Annotated in this window: 7 protein-coding genes; all 7 read left to right on the forward strand. The window is 40.4% G+C overall.

Annotation, left to right across the window (positions count from 1 at the left end):
- The first annotated feature begins 90 nt into the window (after positions 1-90).
- The 7 genes from ACHLI0_RS01430 to ACHLI0_RS01460 all read left to right on the forward strand — a co-directional run bounded on the left by ACHLI0_RS01430 (position 91) and on the right by ACHLI0_RS01460 (position 13,328).
- Complete coding sequence (locus ACHLI0_RS01430; protein ID WP_236092870.1) at positions 91-1,422, forward strand: MFS transporter; 1,332 nt, start codon at positions 91-93, stop codon at positions 1,420-1,422.
- A gap of 52 nt (positions 1,423-1,474) precedes the next feature.
- Positions 1,475-2,443 (forward strand): 1,4-beta-mannosyl-N-acetylglucosamine phosphorylase, encoded by a 969-nt coding sequence (locus ACHLI0_RS01435; RefSeq protein WP_195381076.1) that lies wholly within the window; start codon positions 1,475-1,477, stop codon positions 2,441-2,443.
- A gap of 7 nt (positions 2,444-2,450) precedes the next feature.
- A complete protein-coding gene (locus tag ACHLI0_RS01440) occupies positions 2,451-4,721 on the forward strand; it encodes a GH92 family glycosyl hydrolase (RefSeq protein WP_032840927.1) in 2,271 nt (756 codons plus the stop codon).
- Between the two features lie 299 nt (positions 4,722-5,020).
- Positions 5,021-5,911: a sugar phosphate isomerase/epimerase family protein gene (locus ACHLI0_RS01445; protein ID WP_055218543.1), complete on the forward strand. Its 891-nt coding sequence runs from the start codon at positions 5,021-5,023 to the stop codon at positions 5,909-5,911.
- Positions 5,912-6,266: 355 nt separating this feature from the next.
- Complete coding sequence (locus tag ACHLI0_RS01450) at positions 6,267-7,751, forward strand: DUF4992 family lipoprotein (RefSeq protein ID WP_072067367.1); 1,485 nt, start codon at positions 6,267-6,269, stop codon at positions 7,749-7,751.
- Between the two features lie 42 nt (positions 7,752-7,793).
- Positions 7,794-11,102: a SusC/RagA family TonB-linked outer membrane protein gene (locus tag ACHLI0_RS01455; RefSeq protein ID WP_061473197.1), complete on the forward strand. Its 3,309-nt coding sequence runs from the start codon at positions 7,794-7,796 to the stop codon at positions 11,100-11,102.
- 15 nt (positions 11,103-11,117) lie between these two features.
- Positions 11,118-13,328, forward strand: a complete 2,211-nt coding sequence (locus tag ACHLI0_RS01460) for a RagB/SusD family nutrient uptake outer membrane protein (protein ID WP_061473196.1) — start codon at positions 11,118-11,120, stop codon at positions 13,326-13,328.
- Positions 13,329-13,427 lie beyond the last annotated feature (99 nt).

The raw sequence follows: 13,427 nt of genomic DNA on the forward strand, positions 1-13,427 counted from the left end.
AGGGGCAAGCGTTAGTAGTTTGCCCTTCTTAGTTGTATTATATATAGATGGGTCAGAAAAACGACCCTTTCATCTATATACTATTGAACTATGCAACAGAATAAAACTGCTTCTCAAGGAAAAACTATCAACCCGATTTATTGGGTACCTACCGCTTATTTTGCAATGGGACTTCCCTTTATTGCTATCAATCTGGTTTCCGTATTCATGTTTAAGGATTTGGGTATTTCTGATACTCAGATAACGTTTTGGACTTCTCTTATCATGATGCCCTGGACACTCAAATTCTTATGGAGTCCTTTTCTTGAAATGTATCGGACCAAAAAGTTTTTTGTACTGGTAACCGAACTGTTGAGTGGTATATTGTTTGGAGTAGTAGCTTTTTCGTTATTCTTTGATTATTTCTTTGCTATCAGTATTTCCACTATGGCGGTGATTGCGTTCAGTGGAGCCACACATGATATCGCCTGCGATGGTGTATATATGGCGGAACTGAATAAAGAGAATCAGGCTAAATATATTGGAGTACAGGGAGCTTTCTATAATGTGGCAAAATTGGTAGCCAATGGTGGATTAGTTGCTTTGGCAGGTATGTTGGCCGAACACTTCGGGGCAATAGAAGGAGCTTCGATAGATGCCAATAAGGGTGCATATTCATCTGCGTGGATGATTATTTTTGCCGTAATTGCTGCAGTAATGGTATTGCTCGGTCTTTATCATATAAAGATGTTGCCTTCTACACAAGTTCCTGCTACCGGAAAAAAAACTACTTCAGAAATCATGCAGGATTTGGTAAATGTGATTGGGAACTTTTTTACTAAAAAACATATAGTATATTATATCTTCTTCATTATTCTCTACCGATTGGCGGAAGGATTTATAATGAAGGTTGCTCCTTTGTTTCTGCGTGCCTCCAGAGAGGTCGGAGGTCTGGGGCTGTCATTGACAGAAATCGGAACATTGAATGGCGTCTTTGGTTCTGCCGCCTTTGTTATCGGTTCATTGCTGGGTGGAATATTTGTGGCCAGATATGGATTGAAGAAAACTTTATTCATGCTTTGTTGCGTGTTCAACCTTCCTTTCCTTGCTTATACTTTCCTTGCTGTAGTCCAGCCGACCAGTCTTTATCTGATCGGAACATGTATCACAATGGAGTATTTCGGCTATGGTTTCGGATTTGTCGGACTGACCTTGTTCATGATGCAGCAGATTGCTCCTGGCAAACATCAGATGTCACATTATGCATTTGCTTCGGGAATCATGAATCTGGGAGTTATGCTTCCGGGAATGATCAGCGGCTATTTTAGTGATTTACTGGGATACCGTAGTTTCTTTATCTATGTACTGATCGCAACAATTCCTGCTTTTTTGATGACTTATTTTATACCTTTTACGTATGATGATTCAAAAAAGAAAAAATAAATTGCTATTTTTGAGTGATAATAGATAACCAATTACTAAATAAATAATTATTATGAATAAGATTCAAATTCCCTGGGAAGAACGTCCTGTCGGATGTACAGATGTAATGTGGCGTTACTCGCAAAATCCGGTCATCGGACGCTATCATATTCCTTCATCCAATAGTATTTTCAATAGTGCTGTCGTACCTTTCAAAGATGGATTCGCCGGCGTATTCCGTTGTGACAACAAAGCTGTACAGATGAATATCTTTACAGGATTCAGTAAAGATGGTATTCATTGGGATATTAGTCATGAACCGATTCAGTTCAAAGCCGGTAACACGGAAATGATCGAATCCGAATATAAATATGACCCACGTGTTACATGGATTGAAGACCGATATTGGATTACTTGGTGTAACGGCTATCATGGACCTACTATCGGTATTGCCTATACATTTGATTTTGTAGATTTCTTCCAATGCGAGAATGCCTTCCTGCCTTTCAATCGTAATGGAGTACTTTTCCCGCAAAAGATAGATGGCAAATATGCTATGTTAAGTCGCCCCAGCGACAATGGACATACACCGTTCGGTGATATTTATATCAGCTACAGTCCGGATATGAAATACTGGGGTGAACACCGTTGTGTTATGAAAGTGACTCCTTTCCCTGAAAGTGCCTGGCAGTGTACCAAGATTGGTGCAGGTTCGGTACCTTTCCTTACTGATGAAGGCTGGTTGCTTTTCTATCATGGTGTTATCACTACTTGCAACGGTTTCCGTTATGCAATGGGTTCGGCGATACTCGATAAGGATCATCCCGAAAAGGTACTTTATCGTACCCGTGAATATCTGATAGGTCCGGCTGCACCTTATGAACTTCAAGGTGATGTGCCCAATGTGGTATTCCCATGTGCGGCATTGCAGGATGGTGAGCGTGTAGCTGTTTATTATGGAGCTGCAGATACTGTTGTAGGAATGGCTTTCGGCTATATCCAGGAAATAATTGATTTTACAAAACGGACGAGCATTATCTAAGAAGGATATGAGACGTATATTATTAACTTGCACAATGGCTTTCACCCTTCTCCCCGTATTTGGGGGAGAGGGTAAGGCCCCCCCTATGAATAAGGAAAAGAGTCTGTTGATAGATTATGTAGATCCTTTTATTGGAACGACAAATTTCGGTACCACTAATCCCGGAGCTGTTTGCCCGAATGGAATGATGTCCGTAGTACCTTTTAATGTGATGGGTTCTGCTGATAATACTTATGATAAAGATGCACGTTGGTGGTCCACGCCTTATGAATATACCAATTGTTTCTTTACAGGATATTCTCATGTAAATCTGAGTGGTGTCGGTTGTCCTGAACTGGGTTCTTTATTGCTGATGCCTACTACCGGAGAACTGAATGTAGACTATAAGGAATATGGGAGCAAATATAAGGATGAACAGGCTTCTCCCGGCTATTATTCCAATTATCTGACGAAGTATAATATAAAGACAGAAGTCTCTGCTACTCCGCGTACAGGTATTGCCCGTTTCACTTTTCCTAGAGGAAAGAGTCATATACTTCTGAATTTGGGCGAAGGCCTGACCAATGAGAGTGGAGCCATGCTTCGTCGTGTAAGTGACAGCGAAATAGAGGGAATGAAACTATTGGGTACTTTCTGTTATAATCCCCAAGCTGTATTTCCCATCTATTTTGTGATGAGAGTGAACAAAGTTCCCACCACAACCGGATATTGGAAAAAGCAACGTCCGATGACAGGTGTGGAAGCAGAATGGGATCGAGACCAAGGCAAATATAAATTGTATACCCGCTATGGAAAAGAAATAGCAGGTGACGATGTGGGCGCTTACTTCACTTTTGAAACAGAGGAAGGAGAACAGGTCGAAGTACAGATGGGAGTTTCCTTTGTAAGCATAGAGAATGCCCGTTTGAATTTGGATAAAGAACAGTCGGGAAAAAACTTTGAACAGGTGCTTTCCGATGCCCGTGCACAGTGGAACGATGACTTGTCACGTATCACTGTAGAAGGAGGAACGGATGCACAGAAAACAGTTTTTTATACGGCACTTTATCATTTGTTGATTCATCCGAACGTTCTGCAGGATGTAAATGGTGAATATCCGGCTATGGAGAGCGATCAGATTTTGACAACGAAAGGTACCCGATATACTGTATTCTCTTTGTGGGATACATATCGTAACGTACATCAGCTTTTGACTTTGGTTTATCCCGAACGTCAGATGGAAATGGTACGTACCATGCTCGATATGTATCGTGAACATGGTTGGTTTCCTAAATGGGAATTGTATGGAAGAGAGACTCTTACGATGGAAGGTGATCCAAGTATCCCAGTGATTGTGGATACATGGATGAAAGGATTGCGTGACTTTGACGTAGATCTGGCTTATGAAGCTATGTACAAGTCGGCTACATTACCCGGGGCGGAAAATCTGATGCGTCCGGACAATGATGACTATATGTCAAAAGGATACGTGCCGCTTCGTGAACAATATGATAACTCCGTATCTCATGCACTGGAATATTATATCGCAGACTTTGCCCTTTCCCGTTTTGCGGATGCTTTAGGAAAGAAGAAAGATGCGGAAATGTTCTATAAACGCTCTTTGGGATATAAGCATTATTATAGTAAGGAGTTCGGTACATTCCGACCTATTCTTCCGGACGGAACTTTCTACAGTCCGTTCAATCCGAGGCAGGGAGAGAACTTTGAACCGAATCCCGGTTTCCACGAAGGTAATTCTTGGAATTATACTTTCTATGTACCACATGATGTATATGGATTGGCTAAACTGATGGGTGGAAAGAAACCTTTTGTCAATAAGCTGCAAATGGTGTTTGATGAAGGACTATATGATCCGGCTAACGAACCGGATATTGCTTACGCTCATCTGTTCTCTTACTTTAAAGGTGAAGAATGGCGTACACAGAAAGAGACACAGCGACTGCTGGATAAGTACTTTACGACCAAACCGGACGGTATCCCTGGAAATGATGACACAGGTACGATGTCTGCATGGGCTATTTTCAATATGATAGGTTTTTATCCCGACTGTCCGGGATTGCCGGAATATACATTGACTACTCCGGTATTTAATAAAGTAACGATCCGCTTGGATCCTAAATGGTATAAGGAAAATGAGCTGGTAATTGAGAGTAATCGTACCGGATCGGAAACTCTTTATATAAATAAGGTGTTATTGGATGGTAAGAAGTTCAATAAATACCGCATTACCCACGATGAACTTGTTCATGGTAAACGCTTGATATTTGATTTGAAATAACACACAGTGTTTCATAGGTATCGTTTTTGGGTTGACAAGGCTGTCGGACTTTTCAGGGTTCGGCAGCCTATTTTTTTTACATCTTACCTGAATAATCCTTTCAAAAAGATAGTGTCACTATATGTCTGCGATAGTGACACTATATCAGTGGTATAGTGACACCATTTACCTGGGATAGTGTCATTATCTTATTTTTATAAATATCCCCTTTTCCGTTTTAGTATTAAATATTTGGAATGTAGCCGATTACAAAGTTTCCTTTCATCCGTCTTTTATACGATCAGCGTATAATTAAGATGATGAATAGAAAGAAATTATTTCAACATATCCTTTGGATATTAATCGTAGCAGAATGTTTTCCAATGCTGGCTGTTGCTGCATCGAAACAAAAAGAACAACGTTACAAGATCGCCGTATGTGACTGGATGATATTGAAACGTCAGAAGATTGGTTCGTTCCAATTGGTGCATGAGTTGAAAGGAGATGGAGTCGAGTTGGATATGGGTAGTCTCGGTAAAAGAGAAATGTTCGATAACAAATTGCGTGAGCCCCATTTCCAGCAGCTATTTCGTGAAACAGCTCAGAACTATAATTTAGAGGTTCCTTCTATTGCTATGTCCGGTTTTTATGGACAGTCTTTTTTAGATCGTGCTAATTATAAAGAATTAGTCCGGGATTGTCTGGATGCAATGAAAGTAATGGGTGCCAAGGTCGCTTTTCTCCCTTTGGGTGGAGTGGAAGCAGGCTGGCAGGAAACTCCGGAACTTCGGACAGCTTTAATAAAACGGCTGAAGGAAGTAGGGGATATGGCTGCTTCGGAAAGAGTTGTAATTGGCATTGAAACTCAATTGGATGCAAGAGAAGAAGTGAAACTATTGAAAGAGATTAATTCTCCCGGTATCAAGATCTATTTTAAATTTCAGAATGCATTAGAGAATGGAAGAGATCTATGTAAGGAACTCAAGATTCTTGGAAAAAATAGAATTTGCCAGATTCACTGTACAGATACGGATGGAGTGACTCTTCCTTTCAATGAGCGGCTGGATATGAATAAGGTAAAAAAGACGCTTGACAAAATGGGCTGGAGGGGCTGGCTGGTTGTAGAACGCTCACGAGACAAGGATGATGTGAGGAACGTGAAGAAGAATTATGGAACGAATATTGAATATCTGAAAAAGGTATTTCAATAGAATATCTTAGATGTTTTAATCGACTGCTTCTTTGAGTGCAGTCAACCGTTCGTTTTACTTCAATCGATCGCTTCATCTGACCCAATCGACCGCATCTTTTTTTCTGATCGACCAATTGATGTATTCAGATCAACCGCTTGATTATATCTTGTAAATAGGACATTTTTTAGATTCTATGATTTTTTATTCTTTTTGAGTGATTACATATTTTTAAGTTGTACGTCATTAGTATATTAAGCGGATGGCAATATGAAGTTATATATGTCTAAAGTAAACAGATGAAAAAAGGAACAATTCTAAAGAAAAATTGAAGGTGTGAATATGCAGTTATTTTGTATTAATTAAAATTTAATTTATGAATAAACATTTATTTTCGCGTAGAAAGATGTATGGCCTAGCCTTTGTGGTTGCTGTACTACTTTTTAGTGGTTGTACTATAGGGTACGACGAAAATGCAACTTGGACCTCCAACGTGAAAAATGCACAGCTAGAATCTCCGACGGAGGTAATAGTGGCTAATAACAACGATGGAACTGCCACAATCAAATGGAATGTCGTGGAAGGTGCCGGTGGATACGAGGTCTCATTTTATAATGTAGATAATCCGGAAGAAAAGGTTCCGGTTGGAGAGGAAAACGAATTTGTAGATGGATGTAGTGTAACACGTGATATTGGTGATGATACTAAGTATCTGGCCTGCGTCAGAACTTTGGGAAATACTCAGTTAAACAATACGGAAGCGAAAGCTGCAGTTGAAAAAGATTTCACCACGTTGATTGAGACTACCGGAACTATTCCTGTAGGCACGGACATTGCCGAATATTTCAAGGCAAATCCTCTACCGGATTCGGCTACGGAACTTGCTTATGATTTGGTTGCCGGTGGTACATATACAATGAATGACGTTGTTGATTTCGGAGCTCGTGCAGTAACCTTCCGTGGCGATAAAGTGAATCATCCGAAAGTAACTTTTGGAGAATCTGCCAGATTCGTAACTTGTGCAGGTCTGAAAATCAAATTCATTGATTTTGATTGTAATGCGGCATCAAGCGGCTCTTCCAGTAACTCCTTTATTCTGCTTAGCAACGATGCAAGCGGAGCCGGTTTGACGGCATCAGCTCCCGGTCAATTTGTGATTACTGATCCTATTATGATTCAGTCTTGCGAAGTCAGAGGCATTAACCGACATCTGATTTACTGTAACAGTACGTCATATTGTGTGAAACAATTCACTGTAAACGATTGTATTCTGGGTTTTAACCAATCTAATATTATTATTCACATGAATTCGTCTAATGCATTCATTGCACACTTGGCTTTCCAGAATAGTACTCTTTATAGTACTGTAGCGTCTAATCAACGTTTCATACACTTTAGTTCTCGTGGACCACATTGGTTTATTAATCAACTTAAGAGTGACGTATATGGTATCAGTACTATGTATAATGGTGTGTCATACAGAGGTGGCCTTATTATTCAGAATTGTACATTCTATAATGTTGCCAACAAGGGAGATATGGCTAATTGGAGTGGAATGCTTCAGAATACTACTTTCATGAATATTTCAAATAATATTTTTGTAGACAGCGGAAATAATCAGGTTATCAGACGAATTACGAATAATAATAATAACGTAATAAAGAGTTTCTCCAGAAATTCTTATTGGTACGGAGAAAATTATTCTACAGACGGATCTATTGCCACTTATGAATCAAATCCGATTGAAACAGATCCTAAACTGACTGATCCGGGTAATGCTGTTGAAACAGCGAAAGACTTTACTCCTCGTGGAGATGAACAGTTATCTGCCCGTACTGGAGACCCGCGCTGGCTTCCTTGAGGAGAGATGAATAAATAATGTATAAAATAAAAATAAGATACTATGAGTAAAAAATATATTATATTTAATTTATGTCTGGTTTTCTTGCTGGCATTTACTCTGTCTGCCTACGCCCAAAATACACGGACGGTAACTGGTACAGTAATGGATGATTTGGGAGAACCGATTATCGGTGCTGCAGTCAAGGTAGTGGACTCTCCGGTCGGTACGGTTACAGACATTGATGGTAAATTCAGCCTTTCCGTTAAGGAGGGATCTAAGCTGACAATTTCATTTATAGGATACATTTCTCAGACGATAACGAATCTGAATAATCCGAAAATTGTTCTGATGGAAGATGTGGCTAAATTAGATGAAGTAGTGGTGGTCGGTTATGGAACGCAAAAAATGAAAAACGTGACAGGTGCCATTGAAACTCTTTCCACAGATGAGATTAAAGACCTTTCGGTAGGTAGCTTGGGAGATGCATTGAGCGGAATGATGAGTGGTTTGCATGTAAGTTCGGGCGGTGGTCGTCCGGGTAGTACGCCGAGTTTGCAGATTCGTCAAAGTAGCATTAATACAAGTGTTACTCCTACTTCCACAAGAGGTGGAGATGCTGACCCGAGTCCGCTGTATGTAATAGATGATTTTATTTCTACAGAAGAAGCTTTCAATAATCTTGATGTAAGTGAAGTAGAAAGTATCACTGTGCTGAAAGATGCTTCGGCAGCCGTATATGGAGCTCGTGCAGCTTACGGTGTAATATTGGTGAAAACGAAACGTGGTAAAGTAGGTACACCTTCGATTTCTTATAACGGACAGTTTGGTTTCACTGATGCGCTGAAGCTTCCTAAGATGCTGAGTGCTTATGACTATGGACGTATTTATAATGCGGCTCGTGCAGCTGGTACATCTACCAGTGATACGGAATCGGACAACTTAAGGACGCAGTATTTCCAAACAGACGAGTTGGATACAATGAGAGGGTTGAACTATGATTTGGTAGACAAGGAATGGAGTGCAGCATGGACTCAGCGTCATAGTCTGAATATTAATGGTGGTACGGATAAAGCAACTTACTTCGCAGGCGCTTCCTATTTTAGTCAGGAAGGTAACATGGGACGCCTGGATTATGACCGTTGGAACTTCCGTGCAGGTGTAAATGCCAATATTGGTAAATGGACAAAAGCTTCTTTTCAGATATCAGGTGATATGGGTGAACAGAATAATGCGCGTAATGGTATAAGTGGTGGTGGAACAGATGCTGATTTCAATTCACTGATGACTCACTTGCCTTTTGTGCCCGATTATATTGGTGGTCGCCCTGTTGTTTATACAGGTATGCAGAATGTATCTTCCAATTTAACAGCTGTGCAGTTGTACAATTTCAGAGCTGTTCAGAATTCTCCGGATAATACAGAGAATCAGACTAATAATATGTCTATCAATGGCTCATTGGAACATGATTTCGGTTGGTTTAAGTGGACAAAGGGATTGAAACTGAAAGCTTCTTACTCCAGAAATATCGTAAATGGCAAGAGCAATAATATTGGTACTAAAATAAATGTATACAGATTGTTGAACCGTGGCGGTAGTGGCGGTCATCTATATACAGGTGATGATATTGATCTTGATGAAAGTAACTTTGGTACTTTTACTTTGGATAATGGCAACTTACTGACTCGTACGATGAATAAGACGGATAGCTATCAGATGAACTTAACGCTCAGTTATGCCCGTCAGTTCGGTCTGCACAATGTTAGCGGTTTATTCTCAATTGAAAAGGCTGAATCGGAATATGAATATGTAACAGGCAATATTACCGATCCTTTCAGTTTCACTGACGGACAGTCTAATTCTACTGCTACCGGCGCTACTCAAACAACAACTTTCAGCCGTACAGAATCGGGTATGCTTTCTTATATCGGTCGTTTGAATTATTCGTATGCCGACAAATACTTGTTTGAGTTCCTGCTCCGTTCGGATGCTTCTACAAAGTTTGCTCCTGAAAATTACTGGGGAATGTTCCCGTCCTGGTCAGCAGGTTGGGTAATGTCAGAGGAGAGCTGGTTTAATAAAGAAAAATTGGGTATTGATTTCTTGAAAATCCGTGGTTCATTCGGTATTTTGGGACGTGACAATATACAACCTTGGTTGTGGACACAGCTTTATAGCCGTAATGCAGACAAGGGCCCCGTATTTGGTACTTCTAGCAACACGTCCAGTGGTGCATCATTCCAGATGCCTCAGAGAGGTGTAAACAGAGATGTTCATTGGGATAAAACTTATAAAACCAACTTGGGTATTGATGTCAGAATGTTAGATAACCGATTCGGTATCACGTTGGATGCATATTATGATATGGGACGTGAGTTGTTTACAACTTTCACCGGAACTTCTTTCTATCCGACCACTGTGGGTACACAGGCTACTCCTGAAAACTTTGGAGAGGTTGATACATATGGTGTTGAACTGACTTTGAACTGGAAAGATAAAATCGGCAAAGATTTCTCATATTGGGTAAAACTGACTACTGGTTATAGTGATAATAAGATTAAGGAAGCAGGATTCCAGGCTACTCCGGGTTTTGATGACATTGTTCGTGGTGAACGTTCTGACCGTGGTGTATGGGGGTATGAATGTCTTGGTATGTTCCGCAGCTATCAGGAAATTGAGGAATATTTTGCTACGAATAATATTACTTCATATTTAGGAAATTCTAAAGAGAATATACATCCGGGAACATTGATTTACCGTGACGTGCGTGGACAACGTAATGCTGACGGAAGTTATGGTGAAAAGGATGGTGTGATTGATGAAAATGACTATGTGAAGATTTCTCATCGTGCTAATAACCCGTATGGATTGACTATGAACTTTGGAGCTTCATATAAGAACTTCTCATTTAGTGCACAGTTTGGTGCCAGCTGGGGTGCTTATGCTCTGATGCAGACAAATTTACGTCAAGAAAGCTATTCCAATATGGAGTACAAAAATGTATCGGCAATCTGGAAAGATATGTATATATATGAAGATGTACTGGATGCAAGTGGAAATGTGACGGCAGCAATGAACCGGAATGCAAAATATCCGAATTTGAAATACAGTGCTATCAATGGTCAGGCTTCTACATTCTGGAAAGTTAGCGCAGCCAACATCAGATTGCGTAATCTGACAGTTGCTTACAGCCTTCCGAAAGAGTGGATGAAGCCACTTGGTATCAGTAGTTGTCGCTTAAACCTGACCTGCCAGAATCTATTGAGTTTCTACAACCCTTACGATGGTGGTGTATGGGACACATGGGCAGGCACTTATGGAAATTATCCTAACTTGCGTAAATTCACTTTAGGTGTTAATGTTTCATTCTAATAGTAAAAGAAGATTATGAAAGAAAAGAGAAATATATATTGTTTGAAAGCATTGACGGTAGCAGCGGTAATCTGTTTTGCCGGATGCAGCGATGATTTTCTGAAAGATAAGAAAGTATATGGAAGTTACGACTCTTCAGTTGTATATGAAAATTACGAAACGGCTACAAGCCGTGTGGATTATCTATACCAGTGTTTGTTGCCTAGCGCAACAGGAGGTTCCAATGCTTTGACTGATATAACCAGTGCCGGAGGAGATGATGACTTCTCAAAATGTACGGAAGAATATGGAGGTTATTCTGCATTTAATAATCCATCGGAAATATTGACGATACAGACTGTTCCTGACTATTTTTACGTTATCAATGGTGAAACGAGTCCTTGGGGACGTATCCGTGAATGTAATGATGTCATTGAGGGTGTAACAGGAAGTGCCACACTCTCTAAAGAAGAAAAAGAATTGTTGCTTGGGCAGGCTCACTTTTTCCGTGCATGGCGTTACTATCTGTTAGTGAAGATGTATGGCGGTGTACCTATCGTAGATCATGTCCAAAATCCGGTTATTGGTGACGGAAATGGTGAAAACCTGGTAATTCCCCGTTCTTCAACCAAAGACTGTGTGAAGTTTATATGTGATGACCTGGATTTGGCAGCTTCATATCTTCCTGCACGCTGGCCAAATGATGGTCAGGATTATGGTCGTATAACTTCCGGTGCCGCACTTGCTTTAAAGGGCCGTACATTGCTGCTTTATGCTAGCCCGTTATTCAACCGTGCTGATAATACTGAACGTTGGAAAGATGCTTATGAGGCTAACGAAGCTGCTATAACTGCATTGAAAGCAGGTAATTTCGGACTTGCTTACGAAAGTGATGGCGGAACGAGTAATGCCAAGAAATGGGCCCAGATGTTTGCTACTTATACAGGAGCTGATGAAGGTGTGTTCATTACTTTATATAATAACATATCTCCTGTCGCTTCACAGAATGTACACAAATATAATTTGTGGGAACAAGGAATCCGTCCTGGTAATATTAATGGAAGCGGAGGTAAAACTCCGACCTCAGAGCTGATAGATCTTTTCCCGATGGCTGATGGTAAAAAGCCTACAGAATCGGAATATGACTACCATCATAACAAGTTCTTTATGAATCGTGATCCTCGCTTCTATCGTACTTTTGCATTCCCGGGTGTGGAATGGCAGTTCAATAGCGGAGATGTCGATTTTTCTGGAGAAACGATGGTCAATTTATGTCCAAGCCGCTATAAAAGCGGTAATGACTACGAGCTATGGAACTATTGCTGGTATGCTACCGAGGCAGAGCGTGACGATGCAAACAAAAGTGGCTTTGCTGCTGATATGTTGGGAACAAAAAACAGAGGTATCTATGTACGTAAACGTTCGAATGATGATCCTACCAGTAGTCTTAATGTATTTTCTGATAAAAGTAGCGGCGATCAGCAAGGGTTTAGACGTTCGGCAGCTCCTTACATGGAAATCCGTTATGCGGAAGTATTACTGAATCTGGCAGAGTCTGCTTGTGGAGCAGGTGGAAGTTATCACGCAGAAGGAGTAAAAGCTTTGAAGGCTGTACGTGGTCGGGTAGGATATACAGAGTCTAATAATTATGGGTTGGATGCCGCTATTGAAACAGATCGTGCTAAATTATTTGAAGCGATTTTGTATGAACGTCAGATAGAATTGGCTTTCGAAGGTAAACGTGCGTATGACATGCGTCGTTGGATGCTTTTTGATGGTGGTGTAGGACAAGGTAATTTGAATCCTAGTTGGGCATTAACCGGATTTGGTGGCAATACTTGTAATTATCTAGGTGTGACTTCAATGAATGATCGTGGCAAGAGACACCGTATCGAAGTTTATATTGACGATTTGGGCTCTGCTGCTGATAGTAGTGATCCTTTGAAAGATGTAGAACGTCCCGCGGCTTTGACTCTGAATGAAAAAATCGGAACGGAAGCAGATGGAACAACCATTGCTAACGCAACTGTAAAAGCTGTGTGCGACTTCTATGACACATATTTCAAGCGTAAAGATATAAGTGTAGATGGTAACGTGGTTGATGTTAATCCTGTTTTTCAACCAAGATATTATTTCTTAGGATTGCGTCAAAGTGCTCAGCAAACAAATGCAACATTATATCAGACTATCGGTTGGGAAGATTATTCTCACGGTGGTATGGGGACATTTGATCCATTGGCAGAATAAAAACTTTTCTGATTTTTAGAAAAGAATAAGTTAATAAAAAGGTGAACTCAACGTATTTCCTTTCTCTAAAGGGATATTTTGAGTTCATTATTTGTCTTT

Source organism: Bacteroides sp. RCH18 (genome assembly GCF_058231005.1).

Excerpts from the sequence above, each read along its gene's own strand:
- ACHLI0_RS01430 (WP_236092870.1), top strand. The coding sequence starts at position 91 with ATGCAACAGAATAAAACTGCTTCTCAAGGAAAAACTATCAACCCGATT.
- ACHLI0_RS01435 (WP_195381076.1), top strand. The coding sequence starts at position 1,475 with ATGAATAAGATTCAAATTCCCTGGGAAGAACGTCCTGTCGGATGTACA.
- ACHLI0_RS01440 (WP_032840927.1), top strand. The coding sequence starts at position 2,451 with ATGAGACGTATATTATTAACTTGCACAATGGCTTTCACCCTTCTCCCC.
- ACHLI0_RS01445 (WP_055218543.1), top strand. The coding sequence starts at position 5,021 with ATGAATAGAAAGAAATTATTTCAACATATCCTTTGGATATTAATCGTA.
- ACHLI0_RS01450 (WP_072067367.1), top strand. The coding sequence starts at position 6,267 with ATGAATAAACATTTATTTTCGCGTAGAAAGATGTATGGCCTAGCCTTT.
- ACHLI0_RS01455 (WP_061473197.1), top strand. The coding sequence starts at position 7,794 with ATGAGTAAAAAATATATTATATTTAATTTATGTCTGGTTTTCTTGCTG.
- ACHLI0_RS01460 (WP_061473196.1), top strand. The coding sequence starts at position 11,118 with ATGAAAGAAAAGAGAAATATATATTGTTTGAAAGCATTGACGGTAGCA.